The sequence below is a fragment of the Pseudonocardia sp. CA-142604 genome (assembly GCF_050948475.1).
GTDB classification, from domain to species: domain Bacteria; phylum Actinomycetota; class Actinomycetes; order Mycobacteriales; family Pseudonocardiaceae; genus Pseudonocardia; species Pseudonocardia alaniniphila.
The window spans coordinates 6738962-6755960 of sequence record NZ_CP192045.1 but is presented as its reverse complement, the minus strand read 5'-3'; the positions used below and the strand labels follow the sequence as shown (position 1 = coordinate 6755960).

Annotated in this window: 15 protein-coding genes; 9 read left to right on the top strand and 6 right to left on the bottom strand. The window is 68.0% G+C overall.

Annotated elements, in window-relative coordinates; all coding sequences use genetic code 11:
- Window positions 1-84: 84 nt before the first annotated feature.
- Complete coding sequence (locus tag ACQPZQ_RS30570; protein WP_433286500.1) at window positions 85-381, bottom strand: hypothetical protein; 297 nt, start codon at window positions 379-381, stop codon at window positions 85-87.
- Window positions 382-818: 437 nt separating this feature from the next.
- On the opposite strand from ACQPZQ_RS30570, the gene ACQPZQ_RS30565 reads away from it, so the two are divergent.
- Window positions 819-1619 (top strand): SDR family NAD(P)-dependent oxidoreductase, encoded by an 801-nt coding sequence (locus tag ACQPZQ_RS30565; RefSeq protein ID WP_433286498.1) that lies wholly within the window; start codon window positions 819-821, stop codon window positions 1617-1619.
- A 95-nt stretch (window positions 1620-1714) separates the two neighbouring features.
- Complete coding sequence (locus tag ACQPZQ_RS30560; RefSeq protein ID WP_433286496.1) at window positions 1715-2173, top strand: PPOX class F420-dependent oxidoreductase; 459 nt, start codon at window positions 1715-1717, stop codon at window positions 2171-2173.
- Window positions 2174-2199: 26 nt separating this feature from the next.
- Here the strand turns inward: ACQPZQ_RS30560 and asnB are convergent, their stop codons facing one another.
- A complete protein-coding gene (gene asnB, locus ACQPZQ_RS30555; protein WP_433286493.1) occupies window positions 2200-4044 on the bottom strand; it encodes an asparagine synthase (glutamine-hydrolyzing) in 1845 nt (614 codons plus the stop codon).
- Window positions 4045-4553: 509 nt separating this feature from the next.
- A complete protein-coding gene (locus ACQPZQ_RS30550) occupies window positions 4554-5294 on the bottom strand; it encodes a sensor histidine kinase (RefSeq protein WP_433286491.1) in 741 nt (246 codons plus the stop codon).
- Between the two features lie 314 nt (window positions 5295-5608).
- On the opposite strand from ACQPZQ_RS30550, the gene ACQPZQ_RS30545 reads away from it, so the two are divergent.
- The 3 genes from ACQPZQ_RS30545 to ACQPZQ_RS30535 all read left to right on the top strand — a co-directional run bounded on the left by ACQPZQ_RS30545 (window position 5609) and on the right by ACQPZQ_RS30535 (window position 9499).
- Complete coding sequence (locus tag ACQPZQ_RS30545; protein WP_433286488.1) at window positions 5609-6814, top strand: NAD(P)/FAD-dependent oxidoreductase; 1206 nt, start codon at window positions 5609-5611, stop codon at window positions 6812-6814.
- A gap of 33 nt (window positions 6815-6847) precedes the next feature.
- Window positions 6848-8017, top strand: a complete 1170-nt coding sequence (locus ACQPZQ_RS30540) for an acyl-CoA dehydrogenase family protein (protein ID WP_433286487.1) — start codon at window positions 6848-6850, stop codon at window positions 8015-8017.
- A gap of 123 nt (window positions 8018-8140) precedes the next feature.
- Window positions 8141-9499 carry a hypothetical protein gene (locus tag ACQPZQ_RS30535; RefSeq protein ID WP_433286485.1) on the top strand — a complete coding sequence of 453 codons (1359 nt, stop codon included), beginning with the start codon at window positions 8141-8143 and terminating at the stop codon, window positions 9497-9499.
- 51 nt (window positions 9500-9550) lie between these two features.
- Here the strand turns inward: ACQPZQ_RS30535 and ACQPZQ_RS30530 are convergent, their stop codons facing one another.
- The 3 genes from ACQPZQ_RS30530 to sigJ form a co-directional block, all read right to left on the bottom strand.
- Entirely contained in the window at window positions 9551-11875 is a 2325-nt protein-coding gene (locus ACQPZQ_RS30530) for a molybdopterin-dependent oxidoreductase (RefSeq protein WP_433286483.1), read from the bottom strand.
- 199 nt (window positions 11876-12074) lie between these two features.
- The gene (locus ACQPZQ_RS30525) at window positions 12075-13181 is read right to left on the bottom strand and encodes a hypothetical protein (RefSeq protein ID WP_433286481.1); all 1107 of its coding nucleotides are present in this window, start codon (window positions 13179-13181) and stop codon (window positions 12075-12077) included.
- 67 nt (window positions 13182-13248) lie between these two features.
- Complete coding sequence (sigJ, locus tag ACQPZQ_RS30520; RefSeq protein ID WP_433286479.1) at window positions 13249-14136, bottom strand: RNA polymerase sigma factor SigJ; 888 nt, start codon at window positions 14134-14136, stop codon at window positions 13249-13251.
- Window positions 14137-14221: 85 nt separating this feature from the next.
- On the opposite strand from sigJ, the gene ACQPZQ_RS30515 reads away from it, so the two are divergent.
- The 4 genes from ACQPZQ_RS30515 (at window position 14222) to ACQPZQ_RS30500 (ending at window position 16920) form a co-directional block, all read left to right on the top strand.
- On the top strand, window positions 14222-15052 hold the full coding sequence (locus ACQPZQ_RS30515; protein ID WP_433286477.1) for an NAD-dependent epimerase/dehydratase family protein: 831 nt from the start codon (window positions 14222-14224) through the stop codon (window positions 15050-15052).
- 157 nt (window positions 15053-15209) lie between these two features.
- Complete coding sequence (locus tag ACQPZQ_RS30510; protein ID WP_433286475.1) at window positions 15210-15629, top strand: cupin domain-containing protein; 420 nt, start codon at window positions 15210-15212, stop codon at window positions 15627-15629.
- Window positions 15630-15868: 239 nt separating this feature from the next.
- Window positions 15869-16300, top strand: a complete 432-nt coding sequence (locus ACQPZQ_RS30505) for a cupin domain-containing protein (protein WP_433286473.1) — start codon at window positions 15869-15871, stop codon at window positions 16298-16300.
- A gap of 77 nt (window positions 16301-16377) precedes the next feature.
- The gene (locus tag ACQPZQ_RS30500; RefSeq protein ID WP_433286471.1) at window positions 16378-16920 is read left to right on the top strand and encodes a flavin reductase family protein; all 543 of its coding nucleotides are present in this window, start codon (window positions 16378-16380) and stop codon (window positions 16918-16920) included.
- Window positions 16921-16999: the final 79 nt, after the last annotated feature.

The window sequence follows — 16999 nt, the reverse complement described above, 5'->3', positions numbered from 1 at the left end:
CGATGGAAAGGTGACTCATCGCCCTCCCTCGTCGTCGGCACGGGATGGAACGGCTGCCCCGCGGGCCGAATAGGAGAGCTGTGATCAATGACCGATCATCTTGCCGCGGCGAATCGCGGGCATGGCCGCGGCGCCGACCACGGCTCCGACCACGATCAATGCAAGACCGTACGGAATGTGTGCGAAGCCGACTCCTATGGTCCAGAAGACGTACGCGCCGACGATGGAACTCAGGATCATCTGCCACGGCGGGATTCGTCGGGTGCTCTTCACGGCCAATCGGGCGAGGACGCTGACGAGGAGACCGATCAAAATCGAGAGGACGATCGGTGCGATGATCAGAAACGCCAGGGCCGCGTTGACGGCAGACTGCGAAGGCATTGCTGCTCCAATGAGGTTCGGGGCCGCCGTCGTCGGCTACCCTCTCGAATGACCGGCCGATCGACCGTCACTCCTGCCACACGGTTCGGCGGCCGACCTCAGTTCACCGACAGGCTGCTACAAATACTGCTCGGCAAAGAAGACAAGTCGTGAGTTTCCCCGTCGATAAAGCACAGATAAGACGGTCAGCGGCCCGGCGATCAGCGCGCCACACACAGTGGGTTCCGGGCAGGCGTCACGGGCGGGGTGTCGGAGTCGGTGAGGCGGTCCAGAAGCCGTACGAGACCAGGCAAACTGATCAGTTTGCCTGTCTACCGCACCACATCCGGGTTGATGTCCCGGCTAAGTCTGCGACCGTATACATGCTGTGTGAGCGGCCCGCCGCGGCCTGGTAACCAGCACCAACACCCAATGCTCGCTCATCGGAGGCGCACTCCATGGACCTCGATCTCAACGGCAAGCGCGCGCTCGTCACCGGTTCGAGCACCGGACTCGGGGAGGCCACCGCGAAGCTTCTGGCTGCGGAAGGCGCCGCGGTCGTCGTGCACGGGCTGGAGAAGGAGCGCGCCGAGGCCGTCGCGGAGGAGATCTTGCAGGCCGGCGGGACTGCTACCGCGACCTCGGGTGACCTGGCCACCGACCAGGGCGCCGCGGACATCGCCCGCGCGGCGACCGCTGACGGCCCGATCGACATCCTCGTCAACAACGCCGGCTTCTACCGGCACCTGTCATGGGCCGACGCTCGACCCGAGGAGTGGAACGACACCTACAACGTCAACGTCGTCTCCGGAGTGCGGATGATCCAGCAGCTGGTGCCGACGATGCGCGAGCGCGGATGGGGAAGGGTGATCACGATCGGTGGTGGCCTCGCGCTGCAGCCGATGAACGCCCACCCGCAGTACAACGCCACGCTCGCGGCCAGGCACAACCTCGCGGTATCGCTCGCGCGCGAACTCAAGGACACCGGCGTCACATCGAACGTCGTCTCGCCAGGGGCGATCCTGGTCGATGCGGTGAAGGACTTCGTCATGGGGATCGGCCCGGCCCGTGGCTGGGGCACCACGTGGGAGGAGATCCAACCCCATTCCGTGCAGGCCTTCATTCCCAACGATCACAGCCGCTACGGCCGCCCGGACGAGATCGCCGCCGCCGTGGCCTACCTGTGCAGCGACTATGCGGAATACATCAGCGGCGCGACCATCCGCGTCGACGGCGGTTTCATCCGGTCCGCGTTCTGATCCAAAGACTTCCGATCCGGCCACTACCGGCCTGGCTGCATGCGTGCCGGACGGATAACGCAAAACGTTCCCTGGTTCGATCAGGAGGAGTGGAAGTGGAACGCGAGAATCTGCGCGGAATCGACGCAATGCCGGTCGGGGCCAACCCGTTCCGGCGACATGCTCGATGCGTTGTCCCCGAATCCCACCTCGACCTGCTCACCCGGCCGCTGCTGGCACACCTGGGCACTGTCCGTCCGGACGGGTCGCCGCAGGTGAACCCGATGTGGTTCCTCTGGGACGGGGCGTACGTGCGGTTCACGCACGCCTCGACGGCCCAGAAATACCGCAACGTGCAGGCCGACCCACGCGTCTCCGTGTGCATCGATGATCCGGGCCAGCAGGCACGGTTCATCGAGCTCAGGGGACGGGTGGAACGGGTGGAGCCCGATCCGGACGCGGCGTTCTTCGCCGAGCTCGCCAAGCGCTACTCCATGGAAGGCGTGTCGCCGCCGTCGGGCGTGTCGGTCCGCGTGGTGATGTGGGTTCGCCCGGAGACCGCTGTCTACCTCTAGCGGACCGGGCCGGCAACCGGTCCGGCTCAGAGATCGAGCGTGGCGCCGTAGCCGGTCAGCACAGCCTCGAGCGACAGCATCTGCTCCAGCCCCGCCCTGCTGACCTCCCACGTGCTGGAATCCCCGATGACGTTGTCGGCGTCGAGGAGGGGGGCCACCGCGGAGTCGCGTCGCTTGATCAGCGTGGTGACCTTGGTGCGCAGCATCTCGTCGTAGGCCGCGTCCTGGGTAGCCGGATAAGGGCTTTTGACCCGCTGTACCACCGACTGCGGCAGCAGGTCCGCGGTGGCGGCCCGCAGCAGACTCTTCTCCCGCCCGTCGAAGGCCTTCTGCGCCCACGGGGTGCCGAACACATACTCGACGAGGCGGTGGTCGCAGAAGGGCACGCGGACCTCGAGACCCACGGCCATGCTCAGCCGGTCCTTGCGGTCGAGCAAGTTCGGGAGGAACCGGGTGAGGTAGAGATAACAGAGCTCGCGCATGCGTCGCTCGTGCGGGTTCGCCGCTATCGGGCCGGTCAGCTCGGGTACCTCCGCGAGCGCCCTGCGGTATTGGTCGTCGATGTAGCCGGGGAGATCGAGTTTCCTGAGCAGTCCGCGGTCCATGAACTGGCCGGCGTCGGCAGCGCGAAACGAAGGACCGATCAACCACGGGAACGTGTCCGTTGCGACCATCTTGGGATCGTGGAACCCCACGTAGCCGCCGAACACCTCGTCGGCCGACTCCCCGGACAGCGCCACCGTCGAGCCCTGCCGAACTGCCCGGAACAGCAGGAAGAGAGAGGTGTCGCCGTCGCCCATCGTGGTCGGCACGTCGCGGCCACGCCATACTGTCGCCCGCACGTCCGGGTCCATGAGCTCGGCGGAGGACAGGGTGATGTCGGTGTGGTCTGTGCCGACGAACTTCGCGACCTCCTGCACGTACGGGCCGTCGGGTGTGCCGCGGAGCGTGGTGGGCTTGAAGTTGTCGGTGTAACCGACGAAGTCGACGGCGAAGGACCGGATCCGCTCCTCGCTGAAGCGGGCTGCCAGCGCGGTCAGGGCCGAGGAGTCGAGACCGCCCGACAGCAGCGTGCAGAGCGGCACGTCGGAGATGAGCTGCCGCTGGACCGTGTCCTCGAGCAGCTCACGGACATGCCGGACCGTCGTGGGCACATCGTCGCTGTGCGCGGTGTCGGTCAGCTGCCAGTAGCGCAGCTGCTCGATGCCCTCCCGAGTGACCCGGACGATGTGGCCGGGCGGTACCTCGCGCATCCCGCGGAACACGGCGTTGTGCGGGTCGGCGACGGACCCGAGCAGGCGGCGCAGCCCGTCGGCGTCGATGACCCGCTCCGCGCGGGGGTTGGCGAGAATCGCCTTGGGCTCGGACCCGAACAGCACCCCTTGCTCGGTGGGGTAGTAGTAGAGCGGCTTGATGCCGAGCCGGTCACGCACGAGCAACAGCTCCCGGGAAGCGGGATCCCAGAGCGCGTAGGCGAACATCCCGTTGAGCTCACGCACGGCATCGCGCGGGTCGCGCCGGCCCCACTCACGGTGGGCCTGCAGCACCACCTCGGTGTCGCTGCTCGTCTCGAACCGTCGGCCCGCCCCGGCCAACCGCTCGCGCAACTCGCGGTAGTTGTAGGTCTCGCCGCTGTAGACGAGCACGGAGGTGGTGCGGCCGCCGTCCTGAAGCGTCATCGGCTGCCGGCCGCCCTCGATGTCGATGACGGCGAGTCTGCGGTGCCCGAGGCCCACCGGGCCGTCCACCCACGTTCCCACGTCGTCCGGCCCGCGAGGGGCCATCGTCGCCGTCATGTCCGCTAACGCCTGCCGCGCGTCGGGCGCCGTCAGGTCGCGCTCGTAATCCACCCACCCGCAGATTCCGCACATGTTTCGACCTCCCCGTAATTGCTTCGGGGCAACGTTGCGTTGCAAGATTGATTCGCGCAACGCGGTACGTGCGGTTTGTGGCAGCTAGATCAGTTCTGCTGCTGTGGCGTCTGTCTCCGGATCATCGGCCGCGGCGAACCCGGAATCATCATGATTCCGTGACTTTCTCCTGGATGCGCGGAGTCAAGCGAACGTCAGCATCGAAGGTTTGCATACATGTACCGGCTTCCTTCACCGCGGCACAACCTCCGTCTTACTGCGACAAAACTTCCGTGGACTTCGCGCACCGCGGCGGGGGTCCGACTGCCCTCCCGGTCAAACGTCAGATCCGTGTCGGTGGACCGATGGCATCGCTCCGCTGCCGGACACGGTCCTCGCAAGACCTCCCGACCTGCGAGAACCGCGTTCGGACCACAGCGGAGTCGGCCGCTCGGAGTAGATCGAAGAATCTTTCGACAACCGCCTGGTGACAAAGCGTGGGGCGACGTTCCCGTGTGAGAAATCGTTGGTCATCGTCTCGACGGCAACGGAGAAGCCGGGAGACCGGCAGGCAGTTCGACGTGGATCGAGGTGCCGACGGCCACGGGGCTCACAACTGTCATCGTCCCGCCGAGCGCCTCGACGCGATCCGCGAGGCCCATCAGTCCCGAGCCCCTGGCCGGGTCGGCCCCGCCGATACCGTTGTCGCGGATCACGAGGTCCAGAACGCCGTTCCGAGCTCGGACATCGAGCTCGACGATCGAGGCGTAAGCGTGCTTGGCGGCGTTGGCGAGCGCCTCGGAGACGACGTAGTAGGCCGCGACCTCGACGCCCTCCTCGAATCGGCCGTCGATATCCACCTCGAGCTCGACGGGCACCGCCGAGCGGCGGGCGAGCACCTGCAGGGCCGGTTCGAGGCCGCACTCGGAGAGGATCGCGGGATGGAGGCCGCGGGAGAGCTCCCGCAGGTCCTCGAGCGCGCCGGCAAGCCCTTTGCCGATCCGGGAAAGCTGTTCCCGCAGGTCCTCGTGACCCTCCGGGGTCATTGCCTCCGCATTCTGCAACTCGAGCGCCAGCAGGACGATCCTCTGCTGCGCGCCGTCGTGGAGGTCACGCTCGAATCGCCTGCGCGCCTCGTCAGCGGCCATCACGATCCGGGCCCGCGACGCCGCCAGTTCATTGCGGCTGTCCGCATCGGCGAGCGCCGTGGCGAGAAGGCCGGTGGGGCCGCGAACTGTGACCTGCCGGGAGATCAGCCTGCTCTTGTTCATGGGCATAGGACGAGAGGGGCCGGCTGTCTGTGACAAGCGGGAGATGCTCGCGTTGTCATCCTCACAGCACAGATCGTTGTTCACGATCGGGGGCGAAGGGTCACGGCGTGGCCGCCTCGGACGGGCGGTTCGCCCTGTGACGCACATCTACCGAGCGCGAAACCTTGTCACACCGCCGACGTTCGATCTCGTCTTCACGCCGTAAGCAGGCCTTCGCGACGAGCGCACACGGTCCGGCTTCGACTGGACGCCCTCGTACACCGCGCTGACGACCTGCTCATCACTGACATCGCCGAGGATCGAGGAGAAACCTGGTGTCCGAAGTTCTGATCATTGGTGGCGGGTTCGCGGGTGTGTGGTCCGCGGTAGCTGCGGTGGGGCAGCGCCGGGCGGCGGGAGTGCCCGAGTCGGACATGCGAGTCACGCTCGTCAGTGCGGGGGACGACCTCGTGATCCGACCGCGCCTCTACGAAGCTGATCCGGAGCGCATGCGTCTTTCGCTCGACCGGGTTCTCGGTCCGATCGGCGTCGCGCGAGTCGCGGCGACGATCACGGGAATCGACACTCAGAACCGGGAGGTCAGCGGGGTCGCGCGGGACGGAACCTCGATGGCCCTGCCCTACCACCGGCTTGTTCTGGCTACCGGCAGTCACGTCGTCCGTCCCTCGTTGCCAGGTGCCGAGCACCTGTTCGACATCGACACTCTCGCCGGAGCGGCGGCCATGGAGGCCCATCTTCAGCGGCTTCCGAGTAGGCCGGCTACCGAGGGTCGCTTCACGGTCGTTGTGGTGGGCGCGGGTTTCACCGGCATCGAGATCGCGACCGAGCTGGGCTGGCGGCTTCGGGCCATCGCAGGGGAGACGGATCCTGTTCGGGTCGTGCTCGTCGACCGCAACGAGAACGTCGGGCACGAGCTCGGCGAGGGTCCGCGACCGCAGATTCTCGAAGCGCTGAACGAGCTGGGGGTCGAACGACGACTCGGAGTGAGCCTGCAGTCTGTGACACCCGAGGGAGCCCGGCTCTCCGATGGATCCGAGATCGCGGCCGCGACCGTCATCTGGACGGCCGGAATGGTCGCCAGCCCGTTGACCGCGCAGGTTCCGGCGCCTCGGGACAGCCTGGGGCGGCTGGCAGTCGACGACTTCCTCCGAGTCGTGGGGGTGCCCGGCGTCTATGCGGCAGGAGATACCGCAGCCCCGCGAGTGGAGGAGGGGCAGACGGTGATGCAGAGCTGCCAGTACGCCATACCGCAGGGCCACTTCGCCGGTGTCAACGCGGCCGCGGACCTTCTCGGCACGAAGCAGACGGTCTTCGCGCCTCCCGCGTATGTGACGTGCCTCGATCTCGGTCCGGCCGGTGCAGTCCTGACCACCGGGTGGAACCGAAAGGTCGTTGCGACCCGCGAGGATGCCAAGAACGTCAAGCAGATGATCAACGCCGAGTTGATCTATCCGCCGATTGACGACGCCGAGGCGATTCTGGCGTGGGCGCTCGAAGCCCCGACTCTGCCGTTCATGTGATCTGGTTCGACGGAATCGGGAGTCAGTGCACTGATGACGACTGACAGCGGGCCGGCGCTGGATGGTGCCGCCATCCTCGCCAATGTCGAGGAGATCAGGCCGTTGCTGCGGGAGCACGCTGCCGAGGTGGAGGCCGCTCGCCGCCTGACCGAGCCGGTTGTCGACGCACTCCGGTCCACCGGCGTGTTTCGCATGGCCATGCCCGTGACGTGGGGAGGGCCCGAGGTCGACATCTGCCGGCAGATCGAGATCATCGAAACGCTGTCCCGTGCTGATGCCTCAGCCGGCTGGTGCGCGATGATCGGCTCCGACAGCGGCTTCTACAGCGGTTATCTCGACGATGCCGCCGCCCGGTCGCTCTACCCCCGCCTGGACGCGGTGACTGCCGGGTGGGTCGCTCCGGTCGGCACCCTCGAGGTGTCTGACGGCGGCTATCGACTGTCCGGTCGATGGTCGTTCGGCAGTGGGGTGACCCATGCGGACGTCATCGTGGGCGGTGCCCGTGTGACTGAGAACGGGTCGCCCCGGCTCCTCGCCGACGGCACGCCAGAAGCGCGGATAGCTATGTTGCCGGCAGCACAGTGGCAGGTACTCGACACGTGGAGCCCCCTGGGCATGGCCGGGAGCGGGAGCCACGACTACGCGATCGACGACGCATTCGTAGCGGCAGAGCACACCTGGGTCTACGGCCAGAGCTATCGGTCCGGACCGCTCTACCGCTGGCGCGGAATGTTCGTGGTCAATTTCTTCGGCGTGCCCGTGGGCGTCGCGCTCGATGCCTGCGATGTGGCGGCGTCGATTCTCGACGGCAAGCTGTTGATGCCGGAGATGACCCCTGCCCGCGACGAACCGTATGTCCGGGCCGATATCGCCCGGGCCCGAGCGATGGTCGGCGCGGCTCGCAGCTACGTGTACGACACCGTCGGCACCATCTGGAGCACGGTCGTGGCAGGCGACGAGCCGTCCCTGGAGCAGCGTGCTCAGCTCGTCGGCCTCTTCGCCCATACGGTTTCGGAGTGTCGCACTGCTGTTCGGCTGCTTGTCGACACGGTCGGCACCGTTGCTATCCAGGATGGTTGCCCTTTGGGGCGACAGATGCGGGATCTGGATACCATCGCTCAGCACGTGGTGGCGAAGAGGAAAATGTGGGAATGGGCCGGCGGGATGTATTTCGGCCAAGACCCGCCCCTGCCGTTCCTGTGACGTGCCTTCCTTCAGTCGGGCCGGACAGCCCGGATCGTAACGTCATGTGCGCCTCATCGAGCCGAGGAACATATTTTGACAACATGCCGGCCCGTTGCCGGCCACGAACCGCTCCCTCCTCTGGTGCGCGATACGTGGGAGGCGCTGCCCGCAGAACTCCGCCACGAGTTCCTCGCTCGCCGTACGGCGTCGACAGGGTGGGATCTCTACCGAGGTCAGGGAGCCGACGGCTTGGGCTGGGAGCCTCTGCGCCCGCTGATCGTCGGCGAGCAGTCCTACCGGTATCTCGAGGCAGTGGCGGCGCGGTTGTTGCACCTGGCGGTGCAGGCGTGTCGTCGCCGTGCCTCGACCGTGGGGGAACTGTACGCGGTGCTGCGGTTTCCCCGTGATCTTCCGCTGATGGATCCGGATCGGCCGCTGGTGGCCACAGAACTCACCCGCTACGCCCGCCCCGACTTTCTGATCGAACAGGGCCGACCGCAGCTCCTGGAGCTCAACACCAGCAATCGCCTCGCCGGCACCCGACAGTCCTCGCAGCTCGCGGAGCGCTATGCCCGGCTGTGCCCCAGCAGCGGCCTGTCCCCGCCGCCCTCCGCGGTGACGGCACGGTTCGCGGCCCTGGCCCGAACACCACCCACCGACCACGACCGGGGCAGGACGCGGCGAGCGCTGATTCCCTCCTACTGGGCAACCGACCACCACCACACGATCCGACACCACACACCGGGCCGCTCCACCCTGGCCGCCGTAGCGCGGGCAGGCCTGGAACCGGTGGTGGCCGAACTCGCCGACCTACGCCTCGACCCCACCACCCGACTACTCGCCGGTGACGTCCCGATCGAGGTGGTACTGCTGGAATGGGGCGGGCACCGCATCAGATACGACCGCGGCGCCCTCGCCGCGCTCCGAGCCGCCGACCGCGCCGCAACCCTCGGACTGTTCCCACGCACCGAGCCGTACCTGATCTCCTCCAAAGCACTGCTCGCCTGGCTCCACGACGACGCCGACGCGGGCCTGCTCACTCCACCCGACGAGCACCTCGTCCACACCCACATTCCCTGGACCGCATGCCTGGGTCTCGACAAGGACCCCACAACCCAACCCGACCTACTGCGCACCGCCGCCATCCGACGCGCCCGATTGATCGTCAAACCCGCCTTCGGCAGAGCCGGCACCGGCGTGCTCTTCGGCAGCCGGATCTCCGACGCGGACTGGCTACCCACACTCATCCGGGCCGCCCGCAGATCCCCGTTGGTCCTGCAGCGCCGCGTCGAACCCGACTTCGTCGCGATGCCCTACCGCGATCAGGACTCCGGCCGGCAGGTCGTCGCACAGGTGCCGTTCGTGCTCAGCCCCTTCCTCATCGACGGCGCAGCGGCCAGCGTCTGGGTACGCCACCTGGCCCCCGACACCCCCAATCGCGACGTGGTGATCGACACCCGCCTCGGCGCCCACCCCAACACGGTCCTGCTCGCTCCATAGCCGCCTGGGACGTCGATTCGACATGTACGACGGCCAACTCGGCTTCGTCGGTCACGGTCGTTCGTCCACCATCTCGGGGAGGTCGAACGCCGTGACCGGTGGCGGGGTGTCGCATCGTTCGATCTCGATCAGGCAGGTCTGCGCGGCCGGGCACTGGGTCAGCCTCGAGGTGCCCCGGTCGGACGTGACGACGTTCGGGTTGCCGTGCTTCTCCAGCGTGCCGGCCACGCCGGGCTCCCACGGGTCGTACCAGGCGCCGGTGGGTATCTGTGCCACGCCGGGCAGCAGCGTGTCCGACCCGACGATCCGCACGCCGGCGAGGAACGCGCCGCGGTCGTTGAACACCCGCACGACGTCGCCGTCCCGCAGATCGCGGCGGGCGGCGTCCTCGGCGTTGATCAGGATCGCCTCGCGGCCCGATACCTTGGCCGCGCGGGACAGCGTCGAGTTGTCCAACTGGCTGTGCAGCCGGTGCGTGGGCTGGTTGGTCAGCAGGTGCAGCGGGTAGCGGGCGGCCCGCGGACCGCCCAGCCACTCCGCCGGTTCCAGCCATGTCGGATGCGGTGGGCAGTCGTCGTAGCCGAACGCCCGGATCACCTCACTGACCAGCTCGATCTTGCCGGACGGCGTGTTCAGCGCCTGGCCGGCGCGGAAGTCGGCGAGCAGCGTGACCTGCTCGGCAGGCATCGGGAACTCATAGGAGCCGCTCGCCCAGAACTCGTCGAACTCCGGTGGGTCGAACCCGCGATCGTGGGCGCAGGCGCGCGCCTCGTCGTACATGTGGTGCAACCACTGCATCTCGGTCCGGCCGCAGTGGTATTCCGCCCCGAATCCGAGCCGTTCGGCGAGCTCACCGAAGATGTCGATGTCGTTTCGCGCCTGCGCATACGGTGCCAACACCTGCTGCATGGCGATCCAATAGCGGCTGTGTTCGGCCGCCGCTATGTCGTTTCGCTCCATCGTGGTGGTGGACGGCAGCACGATATCGGCGAACTTCGCCGGCGGGCTCCACCACGGCTCGTGCACGATCACCGTCCGGGGCTGCTGCCAGGCGGTGACGAACCGGTTGAGGTTCAGGTTGTGGTGGAAGGGATTCCCACCTGCCGAATAGATCAGCTCAGTCGGTGGCAGCCGAATCAGCCTGCCGTTGTGTTCCATGGTCTCGCCGGGTCGCAACAGCAGTTCGTGAACGCGCCCGACCGGGATCTTCGCCGCCACCGGGTTGGGCCCGAGCGGCAACGTCGGCCTGGGAATCCCTGCCGGACAGGGCAGCGCGATGCCGCTCATGGCGCCGTGCCCGAGGCTGAACCCGCCGCCGGGCAGGCCGATCTGGCCGAGCATCGCGGCCAGGGCGACCGTCGCCCACACCGCCTGCTCGCCGTGGTGGGCGCGCTGCACCGCCCACGCCGTGTTCACCAGGGTCCTGGTGCTCGCCATCCGCCGGGCAAGCGTCTCGATCGTCGCCGCCGGCAAGCCCGTCACGCCGGCAGCCCACCCGGCGTCCTTGGCGACGCCGTCCTCACCGCCGGTGAGATAACGCTCGAACTCGGCGTAGCCCGTGCAGTGCGTGTGCGTGAACTCCCGGTCCACCACGCCTTCGACGACCAGCGTATGGGCCAGGCCGAGCATGAGCGCCACGTCGGTGTTGGGCCGGATCGGCAGCCATTCCGGCGCGACCTCGTCCGGGACGTCGTGCCGATACGGGCTGACGCACACCATGCCGACGCCGGCCGCGTGCGCCCTTCGGAACCACTCGGCGTTGTCGTGGTTGACCGCGCCACCCGAATCGATCTGCGCATTCTTCAACGACGCGCCACCGAACATCACGAACAGCCGCGTGTTGGCCACCACTTCCGGCCATGGCACGACCAGCCGGCTGACGTCGGAACGCCCGAGAATGTAGGGCATGACGCCCAGTGCCGCACCGAAGCTGTGATTTCCGATCTTGTCGGTGTAGCCGCCGAACAGCCCGAGGAACCGCTTCAGCACGCTGGGGGAATGGTGCAGCCGCCCTGCGCTGGCCCAGCCGTACGAGCCGCCGTACAGCGACTCGTTTCCACCCGCCGCCCGCGCTGCCAACAGCGCGTCGATCACCAGGTCGAGCGCGGCGTCCCAGCTCACCGGAACGAACGGCTCAGCCCCCCGCTGCTTCCGGCCGGCGCCACCCGAGCGCAGGTAGCCCTCGCGCACGTAAGGCCGGTCGATCCGCAACCGGCCCTTCACCACCTCGGGCAATGCGGCCTGGATGGGCGACGGGTCGGGATCGAACGGCACGCCACTGGTGGACACCACCTCGCCGGTCTCGCGGTCGGTCTCCACCCGGTACACGCCCCAGTGCGATGCGGTCTGAGCGCTGCGAGTGCGTCGTGCGGCCATCGTGCGAATCTCCTGTCCGGCCGGAAAACGGGTCAGCGAGAACGCATTCCTCGCCGTGCTTCGGCGACCCGGAGCCACCGACCCCTCGTGAAGACGGGACGGCGCTCCTGATCTGTGACAGCGGGCCGTGCGCCGACGCCCTGGATGGCAGTCACTTGTGTCACACGACGAACACGAAGCTCGGGAGGGACGTAGTCCGTCAGCGCGCGGGACTCGATTTCCTGAGCGTCCCGGTACGGGCGTGGCCGAAGTACATCAGCTCCCAGATCGCCTCCTCGGTGAACGTCTCGACGGTCTCGCCGTTCTTGTGGTGCTCGATCGTCAGGTAGCCGGTGAAGCGCAGGTAGGCGCCGTCGACGCCGCTGAGCCGCGCGGCGATCTTGCGCCAGCCCTTGATCTGCTCGACGAAGGTGTTGGCGACCAGGTCGCGCTGCTTCGTGAAGGTGACGACGTAGCTGTCGTCGCCGTCGTCGTAGCGGTACCGGGTGGTGCGGGCCACGGGCTTGCCGGTCTTCTCGTCGAGGTAGGTGTCGAGCGCCTCGAAGCGGATCCGCGACGCGTCGTCGGCGACGACGCGACCGTCGCGGGCGAGCATGAAGATCGGGATCGGCTCGTAGCCGTACTTCTCGTGGGCGGTGACGTACGAGGCGATCACCGAGTAGGGACCGGCCTGGCCGCGGGCCCAGTACCAGTCGTTGATGATCGACATCATCCCGACGTTGCCCCAGTTGTGGTCGTGGTAACCGACACCACTGATCTCGGTGCGCACGCCCCCGATCTCGTAGGAGCCGCGGACCTTCCCCTGCGGGACGGCCGGGAGCCAGGAGAACTCGAGATCCTGCTCCTCCCCGAAGACCACGTAGCCGGTGTGCGGGCGCCACGGGCGAATCTCGGCGTCGAGGGTGACGTCGACCCGCACGCCGCCGACGTCGGCCCGGATCTCGTAGTGCGCGAGATCTCCGGAGAAGACGTTGCCGGCGATCCGGACGTCGGCGCGGTCGGTCCCGGCCGAGAACGACGTCGCGGGGAAGTCCTGGATGACGTTGTACTGGGGTCCGCCGGGCACGTCGAGGTTCAGCCGGATCATCGGGCTCAGCGGCTTGCCCGGCGTGGACAGGTCCTTCGTCATGAAGATGACGACGAGCGTGGCTCCGTCGTCGAGGTGGGCGTCGAAGTACCACCACTCGTAGGTGCCCCGGCGCCCGTCGGTGCGGGCGCCGTCCTCCCACTCCGCGACGACATCCGGGCGGATGCCGATGCGTCGGTAGTCGGCGTCGGTGCGGGCGATGCCTGCCTGCTGGGTCATGGTGTCCGTCTCCTCCTTCGGGTTCTGTTGCCGGAGAGGACGACACAGCTGCCGGGATCGTGAGGAGTCAGTTCCAGAGAGTCAGCTTCTCGGGGTTGAGGACCATCCGGACTCCCGTGACCCGGTCGGTGGTGACCTCGAGCGTCACGACGCCGACCACCCGGCCCTCGACCCACAGCGCGAAGCCAAGACCGTCAGGGGTCTCCAGTTCGAGCACGTCTGTCGCAGGGTTCTTCCGCAGCGCGCCGAGCAGGAATCGGGCCACCTTGTCCGAGCCTCGGACCGGGTGCAGGGCCGCCCTCACGAGGCCGCCGCCGTCGGAGCGGAGAACGACGTCCGGGTCCAGCGTCGTGACGAGCCCGATGAGGTCGCCTGCCCGCGCCGCCGCGGCGAACGCGCGAACGGCCGCGTCGTGCGCCGCCCGGGAGACCCGGCCGCTCCGGGCGCCGTTCACGCGCCGCCGCGCCGAGGTGGCGAGCTGGCGGCAGGCAGCGGGTGTGCGCCCCACGACCTCGGCGATCTCACCGAACGGCATCGCGAAGACGTCGTGCAGCACGAACGCGACCCGCTCGGCCGGAGTCATCGACTCCAGCACCACGAGCAGGGCCGTGCTGATCGACTCGTCCAGGGTGGCCCGGTCGGCTGGGTCGTCATGTGCCGGGTCGGTGAAGGCGAGGGAGGGCACCGGCTCGGGCAGCCACGGGCCGACGTAGCGCTCCCGCCGCACTCGGGCCGAGCCCAGCACGTCGAGGCACACCCGGCTCGCGACGCGTGTCAGCCAGGCGCGGGGGACCTCGACGGCATCGCGCTGGGCCTGGCTCAGCCGGTACCACCGGATGTAGGTCTCCTGGACGGCGTCCTCCGCGTCGACCACGGTGCCGAGCATGCGGAACGCCAGCGACAGCAGATGCCGCCGTTCACCGATCACCTCGGCGTCGATCTCCTGCGCGGTCATGGTGATCTCCCCTCCGTCACTGTGACGGAGCAGGGCCCGGACGTCGGGGGCCTCACGTCCGGGTCGGCTGCTCCGTCCTGTGGGCATGCGAATCTTGCTTGCTGGTGGAACCGGCGTCATCGGATCCCGGCTCCTCCCCGAGCTCGTCGCCGCGGGGCACGAAGTGGTCGCGACGACCCGGCGTGAGGACCGGCTCGCGCTCCTGGAAAGCCTCGGTGCCCGCGGGGTACTCCTCGACGTCCATGACGCGGAACGGGTGGCCGCCACGCTCACCGAGGCGGCGCCTGATCTCGTCCTGCACCAGCTCACGGATCTGAGCGGCAACGACCGGGAAGCCAACGCCCGGGTCCGCCGCGAGGGCACGGCGAACCTCGTCGCAGGTGCCACAGCCGCGGGCGTCGACCGGATGATCGTGCAGAGCATCACCTGGGTCTTCCCGGACGGCGACACGCCGGCCACCGAGGACGACCCGATCGTGCCAGGCACGGCTGTCGACGTCATGGAGGGTCTGGCCCGCTGTCTCCCGCGCACCACCGTGCTGCGCTACGGCATGCTCTACGGCCCCGGGACCTGGTACGCGCCCGGCGGGCGGATCGCGGCCGCGGTGTCCGCCGGGCAGGTGCAGGCGAACCCCGCGATCACGTCGTTCGTGCACGTCGACGATGTTGTCGCGGCGACCGTGCAGTCCCTCGACTGGCCCGACGGGACCTACCACATCGTCGACGACGAGCCCGCGCCGGCGACCGAATGGCTGCCGGTCTACGCGGCCGGCATCGGCGCGCCCGCCCCGCCGACGGCGCCGCTTCCCGAGGGTGTCCCCGTCGGCCGCGGCGTCTCCAACGCGAAGGCCCGGGCAGCGGGCTGGATGCCTGCCTACCCGAGCTGGCGCGCGGGTTTCTCCCAGCCGCGCGGGTGACGGGCCCGTTCCCGGTCGCCGACGCCGGGACGAGCTTCCGGCTCGTCGATCACCGCATCACTCGGCCGATTGCGGCCGTCTCCGAACACCGCGCCACCGGCGCGGTCAGCAGTTGCAGATCAACGACACGAGAATGCGTAGGAAGTAGGTACCTGACATGAGTTCTCCTGAGCTCGAGACCCAGATCAAAGTGCTCGATGAGCACGACATGTCGGAGCTCCCGTCGGCCGGACACATGATGACCGCGGTCGTCGAGATTCCGCCGAACAACCCGGGATCGCGGCCGCACCGGCACTCCGGCCCGGTCTACGGCTACATGCTGGAAGGCGAGATGATCTTCGAACTGGAGGGGGATGCACCGGTCCTCATCCGGCAGGGCGACACGATCTGGGAGCCCGGCGGCGACCGGATCCACTACCAGGCAGCGAACCCCGGTGACGTCTGGGCTCGATTCGTGGTCGTCATGGCCTGCAAGCCCGATGAGCCGATGCTGACCTACGTCGAGCCGGAGGAACTGGAGGCGCGCAAGCACCTCCGCCACCCCGGACCGGTGGTCGACCCACAGGAGAAGCCCTAGCGGCCGATGACCTGTAATCCCCGGCGCGTCCGGGCATGAACCAGTGGGTCGGAGGAGCGCCGGTCGATCCTCCGACCCACCCGGGTGCCGAACACGTGCACGCCGGCTGTCGTGTGGCGGAAGCCACCGCCGTCTGCGACCGGTGAGCGGGCCCGGATGTCACAGACGAGGGGCGCCGTCTCGTCATAACTGGAAGCCCGGTGACGCCAGGTCGCCTCCAAAAACAGTGAGGAGTAGTCATGCCCGTTGACCACTCGCACCACATCGACGACCCGAACCGAACGACGCCCGCGCCGCAGTTCGAGGTCATCAGCTCCGTGCCGGCTCCGCCGGTGCCCGATGCCGCCGAGGTGATGACCCTCATCGTCAAACTGCCTCCGGGCAGCGCAGGCAACCCGCCCCATCGGCACACCGGGCCTGCCTTCGGCTACGTGGTTCAGGGCGAGATGATCTTCGAGCTGGAGGGCGAGCCCGAGCGTGTCGTGCGTGCCGGCGAGAGCTTCTGGGAACCGGGCGGCGACGTGATCCACTACCAGGACGGCAACAATCTCGCCGACGTCGAGACCCATTTCCTGGTCACCATGTTCTGCGTTCCCGGCCGGCCGATGCTGATCCCGGTGAGCGCTGACGAGCTCGACGAACGCCGCTCCCGCCGCGCCCCTCGACCGTGACCTGCCCGCGCACGTCAGGAGAGCCGGTAAGAACCGGGATCCCGTGACGGCGGCGTTCCTTTCAGGAGGGGCAAGCGATGGCGATTCATCCGCGAGAGCTCCGGAAATGTCTGGGGCATTTCACCACAGGCGTCACGGTGATCACCTGCCGTGGCGACGACGAGGCACCCCACGGGGCGACGGTGAACGCGTTCACCGCGGTGTCCCTCGAACCCCCGCTGGTACTGGTGTCGCTGGACCGGCGGTCGAAGGTCTGTGGCCTGGTCGATTCGCGACCGTTCACGGTCAACGTGCTCGAGGCGGCGCAGAAGGACCTCGCACTGCACTTCGCAGGCCGGCCCAACCAGGACGTGGCGTGGGCGGCGGACGACGACTGCGGCTCTCCGCGACTGGACGGGACGCTGGCGCATATCTCGTGCGTACCGTGGCAGCACTACGACGGCGGCGACCACGTGCTGTATCTGGGCGAGGTGCAGGAGTTCCGGATCTACGACGGACGGCCCTTGCTGTTCCACACCGGAAAATTCCACCATCTCGGCGGCAACCACGACCCGCTGCTCTGGGACGACTCCGCCGACGGACCCGGCGGCATTTCCTGGTTCTCCTCGGCCGGCTTCTGACGCCCGATTCGTCAGCATCGATACGGCACCACATTTCGGTCGCCGGCTGCTGTCGACTGATGTCTGAATCACCATGGAA

Coding starts and splice junctions, on each gene's coding strand:
- ACQPZQ_RS30570 (WP_433286500.1), bottom strand. CDS start 381: ATGCCTTCGCAGTCTGCCGTCAACGCGGCCCTGGCGTTTCTGATCATC.
- ACQPZQ_RS30565 (WP_433286498.1), top strand. CDS start 819: ATGGACCTCGATCTCAACGGCAAGCGCGCGCTCGTCACCGGTTCGAGC.
- asnB (WP_433286493.1), bottom strand. CDS start 4,044: ATGTGCGGAATCTGCGGGTGGGTGGATTACGAGCGCGACCTGACGGCG.
- ACQPZQ_RS30550 (WP_433286491.1), bottom strand. CDS start 5,294: ATGAACAAGAGCAGGCTGATCTCCCGGCAGGTCACAGTTCGCGGCCCC.
- ACQPZQ_RS30540 (WP_433286487.1), top strand. CDS start 6,848: ATGACGACTGACAGCGGGCCGGCGCTGGATGGTGCCGCCATCCTCGCC.
- ACQPZQ_RS30530 (WP_433286483.1), bottom strand. CDS start 11,875: ATGGCCGCACGACGCACTCGCAGCGCTCAGACCGCATCGCACTGGGGC.
- ACQPZQ_RS30525 (WP_433286481.1), bottom strand. CDS start 13,181: ATGACCCAGCAGGCAGGCATCGCCCGCACCGACGCCGACTACCGACGC.
- sigJ (WP_433286479.1), bottom strand. CDS start 14,136: ATGACCGCGCAGGAGATCGACGCCGAGGTGATCGGTGAACGGCGGCAT.
- ACQPZQ_RS30515 (WP_433286477.1), top strand. CDS start 14,222: ATGCGAATCTTGCTTGCTGGTGGAACCGGCGTCATCGGATCCCGGCTC.
- ACQPZQ_RS30510 (WP_433286475.1), top strand. CDS start 15,210: ATGAGTTCTCCTGAGCTCGAGACCCAGATCAAAGTGCTCGATGAGCAC.
- ACQPZQ_RS30505 (WP_433286473.1), top strand. CDS start 15,869: ATGCCCGTTGACCACTCGCACCACATCGACGACCCGAACCGAACGACG.
- ACQPZQ_RS30500 (WP_433286471.1), top strand. CDS start 16,378: ATGGCGATTCATCCGCGAGAGCTCCGGAAATGTCTGGGGCATTTCACC.